We start from the raw sequence: 23,083 nt of genomic DNA, 5'->3' as shown, positions 1-23,083 counted from the left end.
GCCTGAGCCGCTTTAATCCAGCTTGAGTACCTTGGCCAGGAGGACCTTCGGCCCCTTCATCTTCTTGACGATGATGCGCAGGCCGCTGACTTCCAGCACTTCCTCTTCCTCGGGCATGCGCTTGAGGGTTTCGTAGATCAGCCCGGCCAGGGTTTCGGCCTCGACATGGTCGAGGTTGACCCCCAGCAGGCGCTCGACCTTGAACAACGGCGTGTCGCCGCGTACCAGCAGTTTGCCCGGCTGGTAGGCGAGGATGCCGCGCTCGGTCTTGTGGTGTTCGTCTTGGATATCGCCGACCAGGGCTTCGAGCACGTCTTCCATGGTCAGGTAGCCAATCACCTTGCCGTCGGCCTCTTCGACCAGGGCGAAGTGCGAGCCGCCGATGCGGAACTGTTCCAGCAGGGTGGACAGCGGCATATGCCGGCCGACGCGCTCAATCGGGTGCATCAGTTCGGCCAGTTTAAGCGCTGAGGGCAGCATCTCCAGCAGCGAGAGGTGCAGCAGCAGGTCCTTGATATGCAGTACGCCGACGTACTCGCCGCTGGTGTCGTCGTAGATCGGGTAGCGGCTGTACTTGTGCCGGCGGAACACGCTGAACACTTCATCCAGTGCGGCTGTCAGCGGCAGGGCCACCAGGTCCTCGCGGGAGTTGGCCCAGTCCACCACTTCCAGCTCGCCAAGCTCTACCGCCGAGGCCAGTACGCGCATGTCCTGGTCGCTGGGATCGCTGGCGCGGCTGGAGTGGAGGATCAGCTTGAGTTCGTCGCGGCTGTAGTGGTGCTCATGGTGCGGCCCCGGCTCGCCCTGGCCGGCCACGCGCAGAATGGCGTTGGCGCTGGCGTTGAGCAGGAAGATCGCCGGGTACATGGCCCAGTAGAACATGTACAGCGGCGCGGCCGTCCACAGCGACAGCAGCTCGGGTTTGCGGATGGCCCAGGACTTGGGGGCCAGCTCGCCGACCACGATATGCAGGTAGGAAATGATAAAGAACGCGGTAAAGAAGGCGATGCCATGTATCAGCTTCGGCGATTCGATGCCGATACCCGCCAGCAGTGGTTCCAGCAGGTGGGCAAAGGCCGGTTCGCCGACCCAGCCGAGGCCGAGGGAGGCCAGGGTGATACCCAGCTGACAGGCCGAGAGGTAGGCGTCGAGCTGGTTGTGTACGGTGCGCAGGATATGCCCGCGCCAGCCATTTTTTTCCGCCAGGGCATCGACCTTGGTGGCGCGCAGTTTGACGATGGCGAACTCGGCGGCAACGAAGAAGCCGTTGAGCAGCACCAGAAACAGAGCGAATAGAACGAGGCCGAAATCGGCGAAATAGTTGCTGGCGACGTAACTCGTGGAGGGGTCCATAAAGGGTTCGGGTAGTGAATGACCGCTAAAGGGTGGGGGCTGATAGCCGGCTTTGCAAGTAGAGCGCGGTTACTGGCCGCGCCGTACTACCTGCAGCGCGGGGAAGTGGCAGGTGAAGGTGCTGCCCTTGCCCAGCTTGCTGACGATATCCAGTCGCGCGCGGTGGCGCAGCAGCACATGTTTGACGATGGCCAGGCCCAGGCCAGTGCCGCCGGTGTTGCTGGCGCGGCTGGAGTCGACCCGGTAGAAGCGCTCGGTCAGGCGCGGCAGGTGCTTGGCCTCAATGCCCAGGCCGCTGTCCTGCACGCTGAGGTGCGCGCCCTGCTCATCGCCCCACCAGCGCACATGAATCTCGCCTTCGTCCGGGGTGTATTTCACCGCATTGAACACCAGATTGGAGAAGGCGCTACGCAGTTCGGTTTCGCTGCCCTTGAGCTTGAGGTGCGGGTCGGCTTCCAGGCTGATGCGGTGATGACGCTCGCCGGACAGCGCCTGGGCATCGTTCTTGATGCTCAGCAGCAGCAGATCGACGGCCACCGGCTGGTTGTCCGAGGGGTAGTCGGTGGCCTCCAGCTTGGCTAGCAAGAGCAGGTCATTCAGCAGGTTCTGCATGCGCCCGCCTTGCTGCTGCATTTGCTGCAGAGCACGCAGCCAGCGTGGGTTAACGTCCTCGACGTTATCCAGCAGGGTTTCCAGGTAGCCGGCGATCACCGTCAGCGGGGTGCGCAGCTCGTGGGAGACGTTGGCGACGAAGTCCTTGCGCATCTGCTCCAGCTGATACAGGCGGGTGATGTCGCGCACCAGCATCAGGTGCTCACGGTTGCCGTACTGGGTGATATGAAATTGCAGGCGCAGGCGGTCGCTGATCGGTGAGGGCAGTTCCAGCGGCTCGTTGTAATTATGGTTCTCGAAATATTCGATAAAGCGCGGGTCGCGCACCAGGTTGGTGATCTGCTGGCCGCTGTCCTGCGGGGTTTTCAGGCCCAGGAGTTTTTCGGCGGCGATATTCCACCATTCCAGGTTGCCGTCGCGGTCGAGCATGATCACCGCATCTTTCAGCGCGGCGGTGGACTCCTGCACGCGGTCGATCACGGCCTGCAGGCGGCCACGGACTTTCTGGTCGCGGCGCTGCAGGTGATAGATGCTGTCGAATACTTCGCCCCACAGGCCGTAGCCATCGGGCGGCGCTTCGTCACCCTGGCGGGTGCGCAGCCATTTGTGCAGACGCAGCAGTTGTTGCAAGTGCCAGCCGAGGTAGCCGGCCAGGCCGAGGAGTAGGGTCCAGGCGTATTCGCCGGTGATCAGCCCGAGCAGCAGGCAGACACCGACCAGCAGCAACAAGCGACGTATCAGGGGGCCGCGCCAGTCTTGATTCAATTCAAACTCATCCGCCAATCAATCCTTTATGCAGACCCATGGTGGGCCTGCAGGCCATCCTAACCGTCTTAGCTCTTGGTGGAAAAACGATAGCCGGTGCCACGCACGGTTTGCACCAGGTTTTCGTAAACCTCGCCAAGGGCTTTGCGCAGGCGGCGGATATGCACGTCGACGGTACGCTCTTCGACATACACGTTGCCGCCCCAGACCTGATCCAGCAACTGGCCACGGGTGTAGGCGCGTTCCTGGTGAGTCATAAAGAACTGCAGCAGGCGGTATTCGGTGGGGCCCATCTCGGCCGGTTTGCCGTCGATGGTCACGCGGTGGCTGATTGGGTCGAGCAGCAGGCCGCCGACTTCGATTGGCCCTTCGCTGTCGGTCGGGCCGGCGCGGCGCAGCACGGCCTTGAGGCGGGCGACCAGTTCGCGCGGCGAGAACGGCTTGGTGATGTAGTCGTCGGCGCCGACTTCCAGGCCCTGGATCTTGTTGTCCTCTTCGCCCTTGGCGGTGAGCATGATGATCGGGATGTCGCCGGTCAGCTCATCGCGCTTGAGGCGTCGCGCCAGTTCGATGCCGCTGGTGCCGGGGAGCATCCAGTCGAGCAGGATCAGATCGGGTTTGCGGTCGACGATGATGGCGTGCGCCTGCTGGGTATTCTCCGCTTCCAGGCACTCGTAGCCGGCCATTTCCAGGGCCACGGCGATCATTTCACGGATCGGTGCTTCGTCATCGACGATCAGGATGTTCTTGCCAACCATGGGTCAAGCCTCGGGTCATCTCGCTGTAATGGGCTGCATTAGATAACGGAATTATTGCAGCGATATGACAGGCGCGCGGCAAAGCTTCTTTCTAGCCGCGCAGAGCGTAGTCCAGTACCAGGCCGATAAAGATCGCCAAGCCCGCCCAGTGGTTGTGCAGAAAGGCATTGAAGCAGGCCATCGGCTTGCGGTTGCGGGTCTTGTGGTACTCCCAGGCAAAGCAGCCGGCGGCGGCCAGCAAGCCGAGGTGGAAGTACAGACCTAGCTCGAAACGCGCGGCCGCTAGCAGCAGGCAGAGCAGCGCCAGGCCCTGGAGGATGACGATAATCAGGCGGTCGGCATCGCCAAACAGAATGGCGGTGGAGCGCACGCCGATCTTCAGGTCGTCATCGCGGTCGGCCATGGCGTAGTAAGTGTCGTAGGCCACGGTCCAGAGCAGGTTGGCGATATACAGCAGCCAGGCTTCCGGCGGCAGATTGCCGGTTTCGGCGGTAAAGGCCATCGGCATGCCCCAGGAAAACGCCGCGCCGAGCACCACCTGTGGGTAGAAGGTGTAGCGCTTCATAAAGGGGTAGCAGGCGGCCAGCGCCAGGCCGCCGAACGACAGCCAGATGGTGGTGGCGTTGGTAAACAGCACCAGCACAAAGCTCAGCGCCACCAGCACGGCGAACAGGATCAGCGCCTCGCGTGGTTGGATCTTGCCGCTGGCCAGCGGGCGGGCTTTGGTGCGGCTGACGTGGCCGTCGAAGTTGCGGTCGGCGTAATCGTTGATCACGCAGCCGGCGGCGCGCATCAAAAATACGCCGACCACGAAGATAAACAGGTTTTTCCCGCTCGGCACGCCCTCGGCCGCTACCCACAAGGCCCACAGCGTTGGCCACAGCAGCAGGTAGATGCCGATGGGCTTGTCCAGGCGCATCAGCTGGATAAAGTCCCAGGCGCGCGGGTGCAGGCGGTTGAGTGAGTGCAGCAGGCGGGTATACATCGAGCGCGTCTCCATGCGAGGTGCGGCTGATTATACGGAGGGCGTAGGGTGGATCACGCTTTATCGATCCACCAGGGTGGCTGCAAGGTGGATGTAAAAACGACATCCACCCTACGGCGTGTCGAGCTCGGCGGCCTGCCAGAATTCGGGTAAGAACACCTCGGCCACCAGCACCCCCAGCGCGCCGCGGCTAAAACACGAGCGGCGTGCCCACAGGCGCTCGTTACAGGCTTCTGCTGGCAGCCACTGCGCCGGGTAGCGGCATACCTGCAGTTCGCCACGGTCAAAGGCGCGGTCACTGAACAGCAATTCCCCGAGCGAGCGGCTGCCCAGCTGATCCAGCGCCAGGCCGGAGCCTTCCAGTGCGCTGCGCGCTGCCACGCTGCGGGCGAATACCCAGGGCTGGCCGTGGCCGCGCAGGTACACCTCGCGCACCCAGCCCTGGCTGCCGTTGACCACGCCCAGTGCGCTGCATTCATCACTGCGCAGACGCTGCCAGCCTTCATGCAGCGGAGTGACGCTGAAGCCATCGGCCGACAGGGCGGTCAGCCGCCGCGTCAGCGAATCCTCATTGAATAGCCAGTCACGCACCGCGGCAGTGGGCGCAGGGTGCAGTTGGCTGGCAGTCAGCCAGCGCGGCGGATGGGCGAGGGCGGCGTGGGGCACGAGCAGGTTTCACCGTAAGCAGAGGCGCGCGAGTCTAACATGGCCCTTGCGGCCAGACAGGTGGCTCCGGCCGCGGCGATTGGCCGCTACGCCTAGCAGAACCCGACTTTGGTTGGTCTCGATGACGGGCTATTCATCGCCCTGCGGCTTGGCGCACCTGCACATATACGGTAGTTTCCCCGGCGCAATAGCCGTGTGATCCGCCTGAGGTAGTTATGAAGAAGTGGCAATGTGTGGTCTGTGGACTGATTTACGACGAGAGCCAAGGCTGGCCTGATGAAGGCATCGCCGCCGGCACGCTCTGGCAGGATGTCCCGGAAGACTGGCTGTGCCCTGACTGTGGCGTGGGTAAGCTTGATTTCGAAATGATCGAAATCGGCTAATAACCGTCTCCGATCTGCTGCACGTCGGCGCTGCTGCGTTAAAAACAGACTCAGCAAGCCGCTTGCGGCTAACGCGCTTCAGCGCGGCCCGAAGGGCGAGTGAAACGAGTAATGCTCATGTACAAAAGTACACTCCGCTTACTCGCCGTTTGACCAGCCGGAGGCTGTTACTACGTAGCGCCTTGCATGGCTCTAGCTCGCGAGCCTTTGAGCTTATTCTGCAAGCTTTCTACGGCGATCACTGGGTCGCCGTTTTATTTAGTAAATGCCCATACTTAACACCCCGAACGAGCTGAATAAGCGCCGAGGTGGTTATGCGTAAGTGGCAGTGTGTGGTGTGCGGTTTTATCTATGACGAAGCCCTCGGCCTGCCCGAGGAAGGCATCGCCCCTGGCACAGCCTGGGAAGATATCCCCGCCGATTGGCTGTGCCCCGATTGCGGCGTCGGCAAGCTGGATTTCGAGATGATCGAAATCACCTGAGCCGCGCCAGCCCTGAAATCTATTACGGCCGCAGCAATGCGCGGCCTGTGTGAGGAATGCAGCATGAGTGCACCTGTCGTCATCGTCGGTACCGGCCTGGCCGGCTACAACCTGGCCCGTGAGTTTCGCAAGCTGGACAGTGAAACCCCGCTGCTACTGATCACCGCCGACGACGGTCGCTCCTATTCCAAGCCGATGCTGTCCACCGGCTTTGCCAAGAACAAGGACGCCGATGGCCTGAGCATGGCCGAGCCGGGCGCCATGGCCGAGCAGCTCAAGGCGGAAGTACGCACCCATACCCGCATCAGCGGCATCGATGCGGGCCACAAGCAGCTGTGGATCGGCGAAGAAGCTGTGCCCTATCGCGACCTGGTACTGGCCTGGGGCGCCGAGGTGATTCGTGTGCCGGTCGAAGGTGATGCCGATGATGCGATCTTCTCGATCAATGACCTGGAAGACTACGCACGCTTTCGCACGGCTGCTGCCGGCAAGCAGCGCGTCCTGCTGCTGGGCGCCGGGCTGATCGGTTGTGAGTTTGCCAACGACCTGAGCCTGGGTGGCTATCAGGTCGAGCTGGTCGCACCCTGCGAACAGGTGATGCCAGGCTTGCTGCATCCGGCTGCCGCCGCCGCAGTTCAAGCCGGCCTGGAAGGGCTCGGTGCGCGTTTTCACCTCGGTCCGGTGCTGGCCAGCCTCAATCACCAGGGTGATGCACTGCAGGCGCATCTGTCCGACGGCACGCTGATCGAGTGCGATTTGGTGCTCTCAGCCGTGGGGCTGCGTCCGCGTATTGAACTGGCTGCTGCTGCCGGGCTGGCGGTCAATCGCGGCGTGGTGGTCGACCGCCAGCTGCGCACCTCTCACGCCAATATCTATGCCCTGGGTGACTGCGCCGAGGTTGATGGGATCAACCTGCTCTACGTTATGCCGCTGATGACCAGCGCGCGCGCCCTGGCGCAAACCCTGGCTGGCACGCCGACGGCGGTGAGCTACGGGCCGATGCCGGTCACGGTAAAAACCCCGGTCTGTCCGCTGGTGGTCTCGCCGCCACCACGCGGTCTGCAAGGCGAGTGGAGCGTGGAGGGCAGCGGCGCCGATATCAAGGCGCTGTGCCATGACAGCAGTGGCGCGCTGCTCGGTTATGCCCTCACCGGTACGGCCGTGCAGGATAAATTGGCCCTGAATAAGCTGCTGCCTGCGCTTTTGGCCTGAATGGCGGACGTTCTGTCGGATATGCCACAAAATTGCCTGGTTTAACTGTCGGACAAGACTGGCGCAGGGCCCAATGGCATGCCATCCTCCCTCAGTCTGCCGCAGCCTAGAGCTGTTGCGGCGCCTTGGTATCTGCTCGCGCAGAGCAGCCCGGACACAACAACAAAAAACCGTAAAGAGGCATTTATGCGTAAACCGGAACTCGCCGCCGCTATCGCCGATAAGGCGGATCTGACTAAAGATCAGGCAAACCGTGTACTTAACGCGGTACTCGAAGAAATCACCAACGCACTGAACCGCAAGGACAGCGTCACTCTGGTGGGCTTCGGTACTTTCGTGCAACGCCATCGCGGTGCTCGCACCGGTAAAAACCCGCAAACCGGCGAGCCGGTAAAGATCAAGGCCAGCAACACCGTCGCCTTCAAACCGGGCAAGTCCCTGAAAGATGCTGTAAATTAAACACAGAGCGTTTCATTTTCTGTGGATAAGTTCTGCAAAGCCCCGTAATTCGGGGCTTTGCGCTATCCGAGGTAAGTGAAATTATCGAAACGGTGTTTCATTAAATACTCAAAAGAAAAAGTGATCGCATTGAAGCAGTAGCGTTTCATTATTGACGCCCATTTAGCCTGTCTATAGGCTTCCGTGCTCGTGAAAAAAGCGCGGTGTTTCATTTGAAGAATTCAGTCTTTTCGCTCACTACCGTCGTCTTCGATAAATTGGGCGGTATAAAACTAAAGCTAGTAACTGAAAGTAGTCAGGTTGATATATTTGCCGGCGCGTATGCTTTGCAACGATTCGACAATGGTTCGAAGCCAAATACCATACGAGTTGATCAGAGCTCAATTCTGATCCTGTATCGGTTCTGTGAAATTCAAAAAATAGATTTGATTGAGCGCATCGCAAATCTTAATCCGCTTACTATCGGTGAAATTGAGTCTTTCTCATCGTATTGCGGCTTTGCTCAACAGAGCGGCGAGCAGGTTAATCCGAATTGGTATGGTGCCCGCATGCGAGGCGCTAAAAAATTTATAGATTACCTGTGGCTGTTCTATGAGGGACGGTGCGCTCGAAACTTAGAGCAACTCAAAATTGCTAAGCGTTCGTATGAGAGGATGACTGCCGGCTTCAAGTTGTATATGAAAGCCCCTTACAGGGGCGATAAAAAAGACAGGGTCGGCCTTACTCCTGCACTTCAGGCTAAATTCATTGCAATTATTGACCCTGATGAGAGCAATAATTTAAATCCTTGGAAGATTTATAAGGTGCGATGGAGAAATTATATTCTCCTGCTTCTATTGATGTTGGGCGGAAATCGTAAAGGTGAGACGTTGTTGTTGAAGCTGAACAATTTCCAGCTTACAGGAATGCGAAAGTATTACGACATCGTCAAGAACAAAGATGTGATTGATTATCCTCGCGCTGAGTCCCCCTCAGTTAAAACACTCGGCCGGCAGGTGGTGTTGCATGATCAACTGGCCGCATTAGTTGAACACTACATTGTGAATGTCAGAAAAGAATTCATCGGCTGGCAGTCAACAAGCTATGTCTTCCTGTCTTACCGGGATGGGCGTCCTCTTTCAGTGCAGACTCCTAATTCAATCCTGAATGAACTTATAAAACAATATCCAGAGTTTGTGGGTCTTCTCAGCCCCCATCGCCTTCGCAATACGTTTCATGATCTTTTGAATCAGGCACTGGATAGAAAATTTAAGGGTGAAAGTGGTTTAAGTCGTAAGGTTTTAAAAGCACCTATTCAGGAGGCGGCAGGCGGTTGGGCTAAGAATAGTAATATGCCTGAGCATTATGCTAAAGGATCGATACAAGCCAAAGTTGCCGAGTTACAAGCCCTACTCCAGCAAGAAGCCCTTAAGCCACAACTGGTTGATTAAATGAAAGAACTCCATAGTCAGAGGGTGTTGTCCGGCAACGATGAACTTTCAGATTTTTTGCCGGGAGGCACTTTTGTAAAAAGTCGATTGGGCTATGACATCGAATTATTTGATGAGTATGGTGGCTTTCGGTCTGCAATAAAACTGCCGGATGATACGGGTGAGTTTGTTTATCTTACATCACAGTATCTTAATCTGTTGGATTTTGAGTTAAGAGAGATTGCGAGGAGTTATCTAAGATATATCTTGGAGAGATATCACGCTTCAACTGTTAGAATTAAATATAAATTTCTTGATTTGTTTGCCCGTGAGATGTCCAAAGGAGTTCATATCAACGACTTCTTGGAAAATATTTCTGTGCTTGAAAATAAAGAAAAGGCAGCATATATCTCTGCTTGTAAGGAATTTTTGAAGTTTCTATTGCTTTGCGGCTATGAAGATCTTTCACTTGAAGTGTATGAGGATTTCCATAAACTTCGAAATTATTCAGGTAAAGAAAATGCCTATTTAGCTCTATTTGTAATGGATGATGCCAGAGGGCCATTTACTAGAGAGGAAGTTTCCGTACTGTCAGGTCAGGTTAATAACCAGGCACTTCCGTTGGAATTTCGCTTGGTGTTAGATCTGTGTTTGTGTTTTGGGTTGAGACCAATACAAATTTCTTTATTGAAAAGAAAAGATTTTATTAAAGATAGTAGGAGCGGATTGTATTATCTTAACGTGCCGCGCGTGAAGCAAGATTCGCGCAATCGGCGAGTTCAATTCAGCTCTCGAATACTCACGGAAAGAACTGCAAGTCTTATTCAGTCTTACATAGATTCTGCAAAAAATCCCGATGGTATTGATCCTGCAGAGCTACCACTTTTTATTAACTCAAAATCGATAAATTTAGAACGAGACGGAAATACCTTAGGAAGTCACTACTGGGAAGATGCAGAGCGGTTGTCAAGTGACTATTTCTCAGATGAGTCAAAGCGGGCCATACTCTACCAAAAGTCGAGTGGCAAAATTAATTATATCCTTTGGGGAAATGAACATAGGCTGCCATTATCCCCTCGTACCGGAAAGAAATTCAGTTTATGTGCATATAGATTTCGTTACACGGTTGGCACGCAAGCAGTAATGTCCGGTTGTTCGCCAGAAGAGCTTGCCGATTTACTCGATCACAATGATACGAATAGCATTAAACACTACTTCAGGTTCACTCATGAAATGTGGGAGATTCTAGAAAATGCTACGTTGAGTCGCATTGAACAGAAGCAATTCACAGCTGCTTGGATGAGAGAAGGTGACCTTGTAAATAATATATATAGTCACGTATGTGAACCAAGAAATTTCAATGTCATAGGAAAGTGTGCGTCTCAATCTATATGCTTCGAGGAACCGGCGGTATCTTGCTATTCGTGTGACAGATTTTGTCCTAATAAAGATGTTGTAGCACATGAAAGTGCTTTGGAGGGTTTGGTAGAGCGAAAAGATAGCTTGCTAACCGTCAGCACCGCTAATGTAGTTTCAGTTATAGACCAGGCCATAGCTGGTTGCCGTGCTGCAATCGCCTACTCTGAAGGGCAGGACGTGGTTCTAATTAATGTGAAGGAAGTCTGAGTGCAAAATATAATGGCACAGGATATTTTGCATGAGGAGCTTCGGATTAAGCTAAACCGCCTTGCCAGCAAAGCCGAGGAGAGATTCTCAAAACTCAGTTGTTTCAATGGGTCAAAGTGGGAGGATCTCTCCTGGTTATATAACGGAAGGCATAATGTTTATTTGCTGGCTCGCGGAGAAACTAATGCAGAGTTAATGCTACTTAATAAGGTCTTCTTGGTAAGTTATCTCTGGGACAGAAGGGCGGACCACAAGGTGGTATCAGCTGGTCGCGTTATGGACTTATCGGCTGCGGTAAAGTATATGGCTGCTCAGGGTGTTGTTAACCTTAGAGGGCTTGATCAATCTTCCTACATGACAACGTTTAAATATATTCAAACACGCTATAAATCACCTGCTAGTGCATGTAGATCGCTAAATTATTTTATCAGATTCATCTTTAATTCTTCCTTGACCGTTAGCAATTTTGACCTCATCGGTACGCAGGATCTTCAAGAGAAAGATAAGTATGGCCGTGTTGCCCTTGGAGATAAACTGCCGCTTCCAGAATTGGTCAAAGCAATCATAGCGTTGAAGTGGGCAGTGCAAGACCAGTGGGATGGCAGCTTTCGTGCTCAGATGGATATGTTGTCGGTTCTGACTCAGGCATTTCAATATGGATTAGGCCTAAGAATCGGGGAGGTTCTGCGGTTACCTAAGAACTGCTTAGTTACAATAAACAGTGAGTTATATTGTCGAGTATGGACAGAAAAAGGTGCGGAGCCAATCGCCAGGTATGTCCCTACTATCTGGAGAGCCGCCCTCTGTGAAGCGGTTCTCCGAATTGATGCCATCTGCGAACCCTACAGAAAAAGGGCTTTGAGCATTGAAGATGGTTCCTATGCCGAGACTCTCGATTATCGCTTTCAGGGAAGAACAGAAGCAATTGATCGGCATATTGAGTCTACCCTAAACTGTCTATCTAAGAAAATAGAGTCTAATGTTTCAGCGTCTGAAAGACAGTTGCGCCTCCTGAAGTATCTGCCGGATGAAGAACTTGTTGAGCTCAAGAATTTGCGTGAGTACTTACCATTTGCCTCGAATTCGCACGACTCTACTTCACTCCTTAAATTCTACAAAAAAAACGGATTTAAGATAACTTCAAAATCACTCGGAAAGGTAAAGTGCGTTTATTATGTACGAGGATCTGATGTTAAGCAGCGACTTGCTCAATTGATAGAGTTTCGCCGCAATATTGTTTTATATTCTGAGTTTTTTGAGGTGCTCCATAAACGACCACCTGCAGGAAGTCGGTCTAAGGATGTACACGCTCTAAAAGATAGGTTGCAGTCGCAAAGCCTGGCTTCTTTGGAAGCCTTTGTCTTGACGGGGGAGTCGTGTCTTTATGGTGCGAGGATAGTATATCTTAGTCGTGACGATGCAGTTGCCGCAATAAGAAATATTGTCAGTGGTGGGTATGATTATCGCGCTTACATTCCGATATTAGATGCTGAGGAACTTTATCCAGAGCTGTTCAACCAGAAGACCATGACCTACATTGCTAATGCAAATGCGGCTGGGTTCTACTCGTTTCTTAGAGTCTCGGAAGAACGAATCAATTTTTATAGGCCAGTCGCGAAAAGCAATAGAGTTAAGCATTCTGCCGTATCTGGGTTCTTGGTTGAACAGGCCAGCATTAAAAGTGCCGTTGTAGATGCTTTTGTATCAGTTAATACAAAAGTTAAGTCAGAACTAATCCAGGGAATTAAAGAGGAACTTCTAGCGGATGGAGTAGAGATTGGTTCGGCTACATTTGGGATAAATCAAAAAGTCTCTGATTATTTATTTGTTGTCCCAAGCAATCTTGGCGGTGTGTATAACGAACACATTCCATCTATCCTTGGCTATTTTTCTGTTCTATATGCGATAAAACCAGCTAAGCAGGGGCAGTCAGCGTTTCTCCGTTACGGTGTTGTAGCCAATGAAGAGATTGTAAGTACGTTTCAGACCCACAAGGGACGACATTGGCAAACTAATTCACTTTTTCGGGCGGGCTTGGCTGCAAGTATTGTGAATAAGTGGATGGGAAGATCTGATAGTCAAGGTGATCATTACGATCATCAGACTGCTAAAGAACGTGCTGAGAAAGTCGGTGAGCTTATGCTCTCTGAGCAGTCCCGCTTTATTGGTGATCTGGCGAATAAGGTCAAGGCTTGGACTGACAATGATATTCCGACCCAGAATGTGCAGACCTTTTTGACTGATATGCTGCAAACCGTACATTACGGTCCGCTTGGGCATTGTTTTCGTGATATTAATTTGAAGCCCTGCGAATTTCATCTGAAGTGTCTGACCGGCAATTCAGGAAAAGGCTGTAGAGAGTTCGTTGTAGATCTTTTAGATCCAGTTCAAATAAAGCAAGTCGAGTCAGAGCGTAATAGATCAGAAATTGAGTTGGCGCGGCTTTTTGAAGCCTTGAATAGACCCGGTATCCCGGTAGAGTCTGTTGAAATGCATATCGAACATCAAATGGCGATTTTTAGAAATGCTTCTTATATTTTAGATAATTCTGAGGTGGTGCTTAACGAAATTCAAGTTGAAAAGAGTAAGGACTATCAGCCATTTAGGACCAATGGCTCTGTTCCAAGCGACTGTGTATTCCAATGTGGAGTAGCTTGATTGTGACTACGTCTACTGAGCAATGGGGTAAAGCTTTTTCGGTATTGCAACAATTTGAAAGACAGCTGATAGATCCTTCAAACTTTGGGTGGAAGTATATTACCGATAAGTCTGGTGTATCTAAGCCGACCCTTTGGCGAAACAAGGAATTTGAAAAAGAGTTTCAACGTATTAAGGAAGTTGTCAAAAGTTATGCTCGTGGTGAGAAACAGTTCGATCAAGAGGTTTCACTGAAAGCGGCCAGAGATCGTGATCGAGATCACCAGATCGAGGTGCTCAAGGCACAGGTCCAGGAGTTGACGAAGCAATTAAATAGGGAGCGCGAAAGACTCATATACGCCTCTATGATTGCTCGCCGTAAGAATATCGATCCTGCGGAATTCTTAGATGAGAGCCCAGTGTTTCGTAAGCCTGCCAAAGGCGGCTCGGTGGTCAAGCTGCCATCAAAGGGGCACTAGCCAAGTCGGGTGCCATCATCTGGCTTTGTACTGGCATTTAAGGCCAAATAGCTCTTGCTGTACTTTTGCTCCGCGGCCAGCCCCTCAATGCCACCCTGTCCTCGAAACCGATGGGGTTGAGCTTCTCATCTCGGTCGATGCGGCGCATAACTAACTACTTGGCGTTGGCGGAGAGATAGAGTTCCGGCACCGCAATTCCCGCCGCCCTTGCCGCGGACATACAACGGTACTCGTTTACCGCCAACCTCGATAACTCCTCCTGGCCGCCCTTGATGATCAGGCCAGAGGTTTTCGAGGCGAGACCTGGCACATAGCAGGCTGCCAACCACATAAGTAACCCGAAAATACTGGCCACAATCGGCGGAGGTATCCTGTTTTCCAGTGTTCGCATAAAAGTGCTCGATAACGCAGCCACAGCGTTTGCGCCAGTCGCTATGTTTAGCGTACTTTTTGCAGTTCGCTCTGCACTAGTTCTAGCAGCGGCTCCGGGCCGAACTTCGTCAGCAGCGTGCCGTTGACGAAGAAAGTTGGCGTGCCTTGAATCCCCACTTTCTTAACGTCCGCTGCGTCTTTAGCCAGGATGTCGTCGATAGCCGGCGAGTTCATCGTGGCGCGGGCCTTCTCGACATCCAGGCCAACTGCTGCTGCGGCTTCCCAGGCCTTCTGCGCTTTCGCGTCGTCATGCCACAGCGGCTGGGCCTCCAGCACGGCTGCTAGCACAGGCTCGTAAAGCCCCTGCATTCGCGCCGTCTCCAGCAGGCGCACGGCCTCTTCTGAACCTTTGTGGAACAACACATAGCGCACGACCAGACGCACGTCCTGTGGGTACTGCGCCATGATTTGCTTTACGTAGGGGAAGAACGCCCGGCAGCTTTCGCACGATGGGTCGAAGAACTCGACGATGGTGACCGGCGCCTTGATTGGCCCAAGGGTTGGCGAGTGGAAACGTACCAACGAACTGCTCGCCTGGGTGACTGCTTGAGTCTCCTGAGGTGCTGAAAAACGCTGATAGAGCACTGCCGCAGCGATAAAGCCGGCAATGGTTACAGCGCTGATGGTCAGTACGATGGCACGTCTATTCATACAAGGGTTCTCCGGCGAATCAGGGCAAGAAGCAAGACGATGGCGGTGAAAGCCGCCAGGGAAAGCAGCGGCAGCGGCACGCTACCAAAGATCAGCATATCGGCCCCGGAACAGGAGGTTCCGGCGCTACACGGCTTGAGGTTTTCTGGAAGTATGCCCATGAACAGCAGGGAGTGATACAGGGCGATTGCCCAACCGATAACGGCCAGGGGCAAGGCGTAAAGCCAAACGGCGAAGTCCGCGCGATAACAGGCGACCGTCAGCATTACCCCCAAAGGAAACATGAAGATGCGCTGGAACCAGCACAGCACGCATGGGGTTTTGCCCATGACTTCACCGATAAACAAGGCGGCTAGGGTTGCGGCCACAGCCAGCAACCACACAGAGAGCAGCAAACCCCAGGGGTTAGCGGAGGGGTGACTCTGGCTTCTCATCGTTATTTACTCGCCATTTTCCTTAAATAGGGATGGCACGTTAGCGGGCCCGCAGCAGCTGTCGATTGGCTTTGTGTTACAGCATGCGTCCTGCACAGGAACCGGTCGATTCGCTTGGCGTTGCAACCAGCAGGCACAGCAACTATCGAGCTGGGCGGTTCATCTTGATGACGAAGCTCCCATTAAGGCTGGGGCTGGCAACTACAACGTGAATCGCGCCGGGGGTTTGTAAATACTTTCCGCGCTCTTCTAAGGCGATGGTCAATGACGGTGGCTTTTCCCAACATGGGTGTGCCCGTCATCCGGAAGCGCATTGACTCCGCCAGTGGTGTTCAGGCGCTGGAGGATTCCGCACTCGTCTACGCCCCGCTCAGAAGCGCAGCGGTGGCGCAACTCAACCAGCTGTTTTTGCAGCGCCAACAGGCTGGTCACGCGTGCTTGCACATGCTCAATGTGCTCATCCACTAAGCTATTTACACCCTCACAGTTTTCCTCTGGCCGATCCATCAGCGCCAGCAAACTTCTGATCTCGTCCAGGGTCATGTCCAGCGTTCGGCAGTTGCGAATGAACGTAAGCCGCTCAAGGTGCTCACTGCTGTACAGGCGGTAGTTACCCTCGCTGCGAGCCGGAGCCGGCAACAGCCCCTCGCGCTCGTAATAGCGAACCGTTTCAACCTGGCAATCGGCAAGCTTGGCCAGCTCTCCAATTTTCATGAAATACCTCTTCGACAAACGCTTGACCATGTAGTGGCTTCAGGGTGTTCACTCTGCATAACTGATCAATGAGGATACCCCCATGGCTGGCTGCTGCAGTGATGAACACAAACCTGAAGCGGTTTCAAATGATGTCTGCTGTGACCCCAATGAGGCAATTAAGTGCTCCTCCGCTACAGCCTCAACGGTAAATGCCGTAGCTGGCTCCAGGCTCAGCAGCTTTCGCATTGCGCAAATGGACTGCCCTACCGAACAGTCGCTGATTCAGGACAAGCTGAGCAAGCTCGCAGGCGTAGATAAGCTCGACTTCAACCTGATCAAACGGATTCTTGGGGTATGGCACAACTTGCCGTCGACCGCCCCCATCGAGGAGGCGATCTTGTCCCTGGGAATGCAGGCAGAACCGCTCTCTGCTGAAGGGCAAGCCCGCATCAAAATTGAACAGATGGACTGCCCAACGGAAGAAAAGCTGATCCGCGACAAGCTCTCCTCAGTGCCCGGCATCAGCGCGCTGGAGTTCAACCTGCTGCAACGCGTACTGACGTTTAGCCACACAGCAGAAGCATTGCCAGCAGCACTGGCCGCGATTCGCGACCTTGGTTTCACGCCAGTGGTTGAGGATTCAGCAACAGCAAATGAAGAAGCGCAAGGAACCCCGCGCAAGAAAGCCTGGTGGCCCTTGGCGCTCTCGGGCGTGGCCGCCGTATCGGCGGAAGTGATCCACTTTGCCGAGCTTGCGCCAGATTGGGCTGTGGCTGGCGTGGCGCTGCTCGCCATTCTGCTGTGCGGCCTAACGACCTATAAAAAGGGCTGGATCGCGCTGAAGAACCGCAACCTGAACATCAATGCGCTGATGAGTATCGCGGTGACCGGTGCGGTGCTGATTGGGCAATGGCCAGAAGCGGCCATGGTCATGTTCCTCTTTTCTGTAGCAGAACTGATCGAAGCGAAGTCATTGGATCGGGCTCGCAATGCCATCCGCGGCCTGATGGATCTGACGCCGGAGCGCGCCACGGTGCAGCAGATCGATGGCACATGGCTTGAAGTTGACGTTAAAACTATCGCCGTAGGCGCATTGGTCAGGGTAAGACCGGGCGAACGAATCGGTCTCGACGGCGAGGTTACGTCCGGCAACTCCACCATCAACCAAGCGCCCATCACGGGGGAAAGCCTGCCCGTAGAGAAAACCATTGGCGACCCGGTTTTTGCAGGAACCATCAACGAAGCCGGCTCCCTGGAATACCGCGTCCTAGCCGCCGCTGCCAACACCACGCTGGCACGTATCATTCACGCGGTCGAAGAGGCGCAGGGTTCACGTGCGCCGACCCAGCGCTTTGTCGATCAATTCGCCAAGGTATACACCCCTGTCGTATTCCTATTCGCCCTAGCTATCGCCATTGTGCCGCCACTCTTCATGGCCGAGCCCTGGTACGACTGGATCTACCGTGCTTTGGTGCTGCTGGTGGTCGCCTGCCCTTGCGCCTTGGTCATATCGACGCCCGTCACCATTGTCAGTGGCCTGGCAGCGGCGGCGCGTAAAGGCATTCTGGTCAAAGGCGGCGTCTATCTGGAAATCGGTGGCAAGCTTGGCTTCCTGGCACTCGACAAAACCGGAACCATTACTCATGGCAAGCCGGTACAGACCGATTACATGCCGTTGGTTGAACAGGATTCAGAACTCTACCGTACTCATGCTGCCAGCCTCGCCAGTCGCTCTGACCACCCGGTTTCGCAGGCAATAGCCAAGCATGCCACTGAGAATGGCCTGACGTTTGCTGCCGTTGAGGGATTCGAAGCCCTGCCGGGTCGAGGTGTTCGAGGCACCATCGAAGGCATAGATTTCCACCTGGGTAACCACCGCCTGGTGGAAGAGCTTGGCCTCTGCTCACCCGAGCTGGAAGCGACGCTGGAGCGTCTCGAACGCCAAGGTAAAACAGTGGTGGTGCTGTGCAATCCGCAGCGTGCCATTGCCCTGTTCGCCGTTGCCGATACCGTCAAGGACTCCAGCCGCCAGGCAATTGAGGAGCTTCACGCGCTTGGCGTGAAGACCACAATGCTGACCGGCGATAACCCGCACACCGCAGATGCGATTGCACAGCAGGTAGGCATCGACGAGGCACGCGGCAACCTTCTGCCAGTCGACAAATTGCAGGCCATTGAAGCATTGCAGGCGCGCGGCTACGTTGTAGGGATGGTCGGCGATGGCATCAACGATGCGCCGGCGCTGGCGAAGTCTGAAATCGGTTTCGCCATGGCCGCCGCCGGCACGGACACGGCCATCGAAACTGCGGATGTGGCCTTGATGGATGACGACCTGCGCAAGATCCCGGCCTTCATCCGCCTGTCTCAACAGACCGCCGTCATCCTCAAGCAGAACATCGTGCTGGCGTTAGGGATCAAGGCCCTGTTTCTCGCCATTACCTTAACGGGGCAGGCGACGATGTGGATGGCCGTCTTTGCCGACATGGGTGTCAGTCTGCTGGTGGTGTTCAACGGCCTGCGCCTGCTTAAAAAGTAGGGTTGGAGGATTGAAGATGAAAGCAGCATTGCAACTCGCAATTGAACAAGCCTTTCAGCAGGCCCGGCAGGCCATGCAGGAACAGCGCAGTACAGATGCCTTTCAATGGCTGGAGCGCGCGCACATCCTGACTCAGCGCCAACCTTTGCTGCATGCCAGGTCACACTGGCTGATGCTCACGCTCGGCTGGCAAATTGGCGATTATCGCGAGGTGGCGGGGCAAATACCGCGCATTGTCGCGGCCCTGCTGTTTTCCAGAATTTGGGTGCCCATCGGCAATACCGGCCGCTCGAGGATCAGTGCTTTCGCGCCCATGCCCATCTCTCAGGAGTTGCAGCGACTTCTCCAAGGAGGAGAACAATGAAGTCACTTCCTGGAGTGACACACTTTATCGCTCCCTGGCGTTGGTGGACGCTAGCGCTGGCCATTGCCTCGGCCGACCAAGCGCTCAAGAGCGCAATTGCGGGGGCGCTACCGGTCGGCAGCGTCATTCCGCTGGCCCCGTTCTTCAATCTGGTTCATTTCTGGAATACCGGTGCAGCGTTCAGCTTCCTGGCTGACGCGGGTGGTTGGCAGCGTTACTTTTTCAGCGTCATCGCCTTGGTCGTTTCGGTGGTGCTGGCTCTGATATTGCGTAAACCCAGAGCCAACAGCGAAGCCCTAGGCTATAGCCTCATCTTAGGCGGTGCCGTTGGCAATCTGATTGATCGAGCCTCGCAAGGCCATGTGATCGACTACCTGGATTTTTACTGGCAGTCCTGGCATTGGCCTGCGTTTAACCTGGCGGATATCGGTATCGTCGGTGGTGCGACCATGTTGATCCTGAGCAGCTTACTGAACCCGAATGAGGAAACCGGCCGAGCCAGAGAATGAAAGACTTGCCCTCAACAGGCGCGGTGCGCTGGGCAGGCCATGCCTGGGTGGGGCCCGGCATCGGCATCTTTCATGGCCGTGCCGGCCACCAGGATTGGCACCACCATCAGGCACATCAGATCTCAGCGGGTCTCGATTCACCTGTATTGGTTGAAACGCCGCTGGGCATTCAAACAGGATCGGCCGTCTTCATCCCGGCCGGCTTGCCGCATCGGCTCAGCGCCAACCGAGTGCTATCGATCTATCTGGATGCAGTGTCCGATGAGGCGCGTGCTTTGTGTGGCAGCGAAACAGCGCGGGTGATTGAGATCGCGCCGGGGGATATCACGCCGATTATCGAGGCGCTACGTGAGCCAGGGCACACTGCACTTCAGGTAAGAGCGGGGGTGCGCCAATCACTGCAACTTTCCGATCCGCCGCCTTCAGATCCTCGTTTGACCACTGTGGTTGAGGCGCTGCGTAGTGGCCAAATGGGACGCGACGAAATGGCCGCGTTGGTGCATTTATCCCCCTCACGGTTTTCCCACTGGTTTGTAGAGCAAACCGGCCTGCCGCTGCGCAGCTATGCGAAATGGTTGCGTCTCACGCAGGCCCTGCAATATGTGGCCAAAGGTGTACGACTAACCGAAGCAGCTCATGCAGCGGGCTTTTCTGACTCGGCGCATTTCTCCCGGACATTCCGGACGCTGCTGGGCATCGATCCTTCTTCCGCACTGGCTGAGGTCGATCTTCAGGAGTCATAGCTCTTTCGTTCAAGCCGAAAGCGGGTCTCCCCACATACAGTCATGGCTCCCTACCCAGGAGCTGAGCGATGCCTATTTTCCTGCGATTCCCCCTACGCTGGCTGAGCTATCCACTTGTGTTTGGTGGCTGTGCCGCCTTCATGCTCTGGGCGCTGTACGCGGGAGTGCCGTATTGGCCCACCACACCGGTAGTCGCCGCGGTGGGTCTGTTAAGCGTCGCGGGGTTAGAGCGCATCCAGCCTTTTCGCGAAGCCTGGCTTGAGGATCATCAAGACACCGCGACCGACCTACTGCACATGCTGGTGAATCTCTCCGTCATCCAGTTCACCGCTGAAATCCTGGCCAGGCTGGGCGATGCAGTGCCAGCTACGGTTCGTCTCTTCCCAGTCGAGAGCCCACTTTGGCTGCAACTGCTGCTGGTCGCCGCCGTGCTCGATCTGAGCCTGTATGCCATGCATCGTATCAGCCACCATGTACCCTGGCTGTGGCGTTTTCACATGATTCATCACAGCGCCGAGCGGCTGTACTGGATCAACGGGGAGCGCCGACACCCCTTGCACGCCGCACTCATGGCCGGTCCGGGGCTGGTGATTCTGCTCGCATCAGGTGCTCCATCCGCAGTGGTTGCTACCTGGTTTGGCATTTTGACCGTGCACTTGGCGTTCCAGCATGCAAACCTGGACTACCGACTGGGATGGCTGCGCCACATCATCGGGGTTGCTGAAATTCATCGCTGGCATCACAAGCGCGACTTTGCGGATGCCCAGGTTAACTTCGGAGAGTTTCTGATGGTGTGGGATCGACTGTTTGGCACGTTCTACGACAGCGCAGGGAAGCTGGGAGAGGCAGAGGTTGGATTGCATGAAAAGGACTATCCCAAAGACTACCTTGGACAGTTGACCGAACCCTTTGGGCGAGACCTTACAAGCCAAGGCTAACGGATTCTCTTGCGAAGGGCTGCCGCTAGGTGCAACACGATGCCCCTAGTGAGTGGCTCTGGCTAGCTGATGAAAGCGCGCGCCCGTTGAGCCGATGCCACCCAACGTAAGCTCGCTCGCCCGCAACCAATGTGAGCCCAAGGCTATGCCAGTCGCAGTTAATCTGAGCTGGAGATCGCATCGATTGCGAGCTCGGCCGAACTCAAACGCGAGCTGATTCAACTACTGGTTCATGGCTCGAAACCATCAGCAGAGTGGTGCACAACCACTGGAATGGGCGACTCATATCCTCTGGAGCAAGTGGCCCATTTCACTGCAATACATAGCGTTGCAGTGAGCTGATCGCCTCTCTAGCGAATGACCTGGGCCAACCCAAGCTGGGCGCTCTCACGGCCTATACGCCGTTTTTGTTGAAAACCTGCACTTAAATGTCGCTTTAAGACAACTTTTATTGCCGCCTTGTGAAGATTACAGAATTGTAATTTTCCAATCATCTTCAAGTTATCTTCAGCTTGCAAGGATAGGGCTCAGCTCCCCAAAGGCGCAGAGCGCTTGAGGGTGCAATACCTATAAGAACGCCATGGCGAAAACTAGACTAATAACTGCCAATATAAAGGAGCAATAAATGCTTAATAAAACCAAACTATCCCTTGCAGTATTTTCGGCGATTGTCAGTGCAGCTCCGCTCATGGCGGCCGCAGAAGAGCAAGCCGAAGGTTTTGTAGAAGGTAGCAGTTTCAATATTCTCAACCGTAACTTCTACATGAACCGTGACTTTCGTAAAGGTCAGTCGAGCAACACTGACAATGGTTATACTGAAGCTTGGGCACACGGCATCATTGGCCAGTTCGAGTCGGGCTTTACCCAAGGCACCGTAGGCTTTGGTATTGATGCCTTCGCCATGCTCGGCCTTAAACTGGATACCGGGGATGGTCGATATGGCCCAGGTGGTACTGTTAATCTGCTGCCGGTAAATAGTGATGGTGAAGCTGAAGATAACTACTCCAAAGTGGGTGGTGCAGTAAAAGCCCGGCTATTCGACACCGTTGTCAAAGTGGGTGATGTGTTCCCCATGACTCCGGTGGTTCACTACGGTGACTCCCGCCTGCTACCGGAAAGCTTTCGCGGCGTTACGGTTGAGAACACCAGCTTTGATGGTTTGACCCTTCAGGGTGGCCGCCTGCATGCCATGAGCCAGCCGCAGGTCAGCACCATGCGTGATGAATTCGCAACCTTCTATGCGGGCTCTGTCGCGTCGCCATGGGTTGCCTATTTCGGCGGTGACTATTCGCTAAATGACAACCTGAGCTTTAGTCTCTATAGCAGCCAACTCAAGGATGCTTGGAAGCAGCACTATGCCGGTACGTCCTTCACCTACCCGCTGACCGACAGTGTTTCCTTGTTCGGTGGTTTGAACTACTACAAAGCTGTCGATGACGGCCAGCAGCTGCTGGGTGAGTTCGATAACGACATTTACAGCGGCAAAGTGGGTGTGCAGTTCGGTGCACACAGCGTTGCCCTGTCGCACCAGCGCAACAACGGCGACGATGATTTCGACTACCTGCGCCAGTCTGATTCCATCTTCCTCGACAACTCTATTCAGTACAGCGACTTCAACTCGCCGAAAGAGAAGTCCTGGATGCTGCGCTACGACCTAGATATGGCCAGCTATGGCGTTCCTGGACTGACCTTCATGACGCGCTATGCGCTGGGTACAGATGCGGACTACTCCGACGCCAACAATGTGTATATGCGTCGTGATGCCGATGGTAATCCGCTGACCGACCAGAAGCGCTGGGAGCGCAACATCGAAGCCAAGTACGTCGTACAAGCTGGCTCGCTGAAAGATATGTCCTTCCGCGTTCGCCAGATGACTACCCGCGCAACGGATTACGAGTCGGATCTGGACGAGGTTCGTCTGATCGTCGAGTACCCACTGAGCGTGCTCTAAAAA

Annotated in this window: 22 protein-coding genes and 1 pseudogene; 14 read left to right on the top strand and 9 right to left on the bottom strand. The window is 54.9% G+C overall.

The features are described from left to right. Positions 1–12 precede the first annotated feature (12 nt). The 5 genes from Q8O69_RS15335 to Q8O69_RS15315 all read right to left on the bottom strand — a co-directional run bounded on the left by Q8O69_RS15335 (position 13) and on the right by Q8O69_RS15315 (position 5,139). The gene (locus Q8O69_RS15335; protein ID WP_305593129.1) at positions 13–1,353 is read right to left on the bottom strand and encodes a hemolysin family protein; all 1,341 of its coding nucleotides are present in this window, start codon (positions 1,351–1,353) and stop codon (positions 13–15) included. A 69-nt stretch (positions 1,354–1,422) separates the two neighbouring features. Beyond that, positions 1,423–2,730: a phosphate regulon sensor histidine kinase PhoR gene (phoR, locus tag Q8O69_RS15330; protein ID WP_275960191.1), complete on the bottom strand. Its 1,308-nt coding sequence runs from the start codon at positions 2,728–2,730 to the stop codon at positions 1,423–1,425. A gap of 68 nt (positions 2,731–2,798) precedes the next feature. Continuing rightward, entirely contained in the window at positions 2,799–3,488 is a 690-nt protein-coding gene (gene phoB / locus Q8O69_RS15325) for a phosphate regulon transcriptional regulator PhoB (RefSeq protein WP_160013767.1), read from the bottom strand. A 91-nt stretch (positions 3,489–3,579) separates the two neighbouring features. Beyond that, the gene (gene ubiA / locus Q8O69_RS15320; protein WP_305593128.1) at positions 3,580–4,473 is read right to left on the bottom strand and encodes a 4-hydroxybenzoate octaprenyltransferase; all 894 of its coding nucleotides are present in this window, start codon (positions 4,471–4,473) and stop codon (positions 3,580–3,582) included. Positions 4,474–4,584: 111 nt separating this feature from the next. After that, positions 4,585–5,139 carry a chorismate lyase gene (locus Q8O69_RS15315; RefSeq protein WP_305593127.1) on the bottom strand — a complete coding sequence of 185 codons (555 nt, stop codon included), beginning with the start codon at positions 5,137–5,139 and terminating at the stop codon, positions 4,585–4,587. A gap of 215 nt (positions 5,140–5,354) precedes the next feature. On the opposite strand from Q8O69_RS15315, the gene Q8O69_RS15310 reads away from it, so the two are divergent. The 8 genes from Q8O69_RS15310 (at position 5,355) to Q8O69_RS15275 (ending at position 13,826) form a co-directional block, all read left to right on the top strand. Further along, positions 5,355–5,522 carry a rubredoxin gene (locus Q8O69_RS15310; RefSeq protein WP_090240746.1) on the top strand — a complete coding sequence of 56 codons (168 nt, stop codon included), beginning with the start codon at positions 5,355–5,357 and terminating at the stop codon, positions 5,520–5,522. A 314-nt stretch (positions 5,523–5,836) separates the two neighbouring features. Next, complete coding sequence (locus Q8O69_RS15305) at positions 5,837–6,004, top strand: rubredoxin (RefSeq protein WP_305593126.1); 168 nt, start codon at positions 5,837–5,839, stop codon at positions 6,002–6,004. Between the two features lie 63 nt (positions 6,005–6,067). Further along, a complete protein-coding gene (locus tag Q8O69_RS15300) occupies positions 6,068–7,216 on the top strand; it encodes an NAD(P)/FAD-dependent oxidoreductase (protein WP_305593125.1) in 1,149 nt (382 codons plus the stop codon). A 186-nt stretch (positions 7,217–7,402) separates the two neighbouring features. Beyond that, complete coding sequence (locus Q8O69_RS15295; RefSeq protein ID WP_090250753.1) at positions 7,403–7,675, top strand: HU family DNA-binding protein; 273 nt, start codon at positions 7,403–7,405, stop codon at positions 7,673–7,675. Between the two features lie 212 nt (positions 7,676–7,887). Continuing rightward, the gene (locus Q8O69_RS15290) at positions 7,888–9,105 is read left to right on the top strand and encodes a tyrosine-type recombinase/integrase (protein WP_257776546.1); all 1,218 of its coding nucleotides are present in this window, start codon (positions 7,888–7,890) and stop codon (positions 9,103–9,105) included. After that, positions 9,106–10,710, top strand: a complete 1,605-nt coding sequence (locus Q8O69_RS15285) for a site-specific integrase (RefSeq protein ID WP_305593124.1) — start codon at positions 9,106–9,108, stop codon at positions 10,708–10,710. Beyond that, positions 10,711–13,368 carry a hypothetical protein gene (locus Q8O69_RS15280; protein WP_305593123.1) on the top strand — a complete coding sequence of 886 codons (2,658 nt, stop codon included), beginning with the start codon at positions 10,711–10,713 and terminating at the stop codon, positions 13,366–13,368. Positions 13,369–13,370: 2 nt separating this feature from the next. Next, the gene (locus Q8O69_RS15275) at positions 13,371–13,826 is read left to right on the top strand and encodes a hypothetical protein (RefSeq protein WP_167143973.1); all 456 of its coding nucleotides are present in this window, start codon (positions 13,371–13,373) and stop codon (positions 13,824–13,826) included. Positions 13,827–13,864: 38 nt separating this feature from the next. Here Q8O69_RS15275 and Q8O69_RS15270 read toward each other — a convergent pair. The 4 genes and pseudogenes from Q8O69_RS15270 to cadR all read right to left on the bottom strand — a co-directional run. Further along, a pseudogene (locus tag Q8O69_RS15270) lies at positions 13,865–14,121 on the bottom strand (HipA domain-containing protein); the annotation flags it as partial. Positions 14,122–14,264: 143 nt separating this feature from the next. Next, positions 14,265–14,909, bottom strand: coding sequence for a thioredoxin domain-containing protein (locus tag Q8O69_RS15265; protein ID WP_167143970.1), 645 nt, complete (start codon positions 14,907–14,909; stop codon positions 14,265–14,267). Next, positions 14,906–15,343, bottom strand: coding sequence for a disulfide bond formation protein B (locus Q8O69_RS15260; RefSeq protein WP_167143966.1), 438 nt, complete (start codon positions 15,341–15,343; stop codon positions 14,906–14,908). Before Q8O69_RS15260 ends, Q8O69_RS15265 begins: the two co-directional genes overlap by 4 nt. A gap of 261 nt (positions 15,344–15,604) precedes the next feature. After that, a complete protein-coding gene (gene cadR / locus Q8O69_RS15255) occupies positions 15,605–16,057 on the bottom strand; it encodes a Cd(II)/Pb(II)-responsive transcriptional regulator (protein ID WP_167143962.1) in 453 nt (150 codons plus the stop codon). 235 nt (positions 16,058–16,292) lie between these two features. On the opposite strand from cadR, the gene Q8O69_RS15250 reads away from it, so the two are divergent. The 6 genes from Q8O69_RS15250 (at position 16,293) to Q8O69_RS15225 (ending at position 23,080) form a co-directional block, all read left to right on the top strand. Then, positions 16,293–18,575 carry a heavy metal translocating P-type ATPase gene (locus Q8O69_RS15250; RefSeq protein WP_167144326.1) on the top strand — a complete coding sequence of 761 codons (2,283 nt, stop codon included), beginning with the start codon at positions 16,293–16,295 and terminating at the stop codon, positions 18,573–18,575. A 16-nt stretch (positions 18,576–18,591) separates the two neighbouring features. After that, positions 18,592–18,939 carry a DUF3703 domain-containing protein gene (locus Q8O69_RS15245; RefSeq protein ID WP_167143959.1) on the top strand — a complete coding sequence of 116 codons (348 nt, stop codon included), beginning with the start codon at positions 18,592–18,594 and terminating at the stop codon, positions 18,937–18,939. Next, positions 18,936–19,448 carry a signal peptidase II gene (gene lspA, locus Q8O69_RS15240; protein WP_167143956.1) on the top strand — a complete coding sequence of 171 codons (513 nt, stop codon included), beginning with the start codon at positions 18,936–18,938 and terminating at the stop codon, positions 19,446–19,448. The genes Q8O69_RS15245 and lspA overlap by 4 nt, the downstream gene beginning before the upstream one ends. Then, complete coding sequence (locus tag Q8O69_RS15235; protein WP_167143953.1) at positions 19,445–20,191, top strand: AraC family transcriptional regulator; 747 nt, start codon at positions 19,445–19,447, stop codon at positions 20,189–20,191. The genes lspA and Q8O69_RS15235 overlap by 4 nt, the downstream gene beginning before the upstream one ends. A 68-nt stretch (positions 20,192–20,259) precedes the next feature. Further along, positions 20,260–21,129 (top strand): sterol desaturase family protein, encoded by an 870-nt coding sequence (locus tag Q8O69_RS15230; protein WP_257776551.1) that lies wholly within the window; start codon positions 20,260–20,262, stop codon positions 21,127–21,129. Positions 21,130–21,754: 625 nt separating this feature from the next. Continuing rightward, a complete protein-coding gene (locus Q8O69_RS15225) occupies positions 21,755–23,080 on the top strand; it encodes an OprD family porin (RefSeq protein WP_167143947.1) in 1,326 nt (441 codons plus the stop codon). The last annotated feature ends 3 nt before the right edge of the window (positions 23,081–23,083 follow it).

Origin of the sequence: Pseudomonas sp. (assembly GCF_030690725.1) — a bacterium.
Lineage (GTDB): Bacteria > Pseudomonadota > Gammaproteobacteria > Pseudomonadales > Pseudomonadaceae > Aquipseudomonas.
The sequence above is the reverse complement of the archived record's forward strand: the minus strand, read 5'-3'. Positions and strand labels throughout refer to the sequence as shown.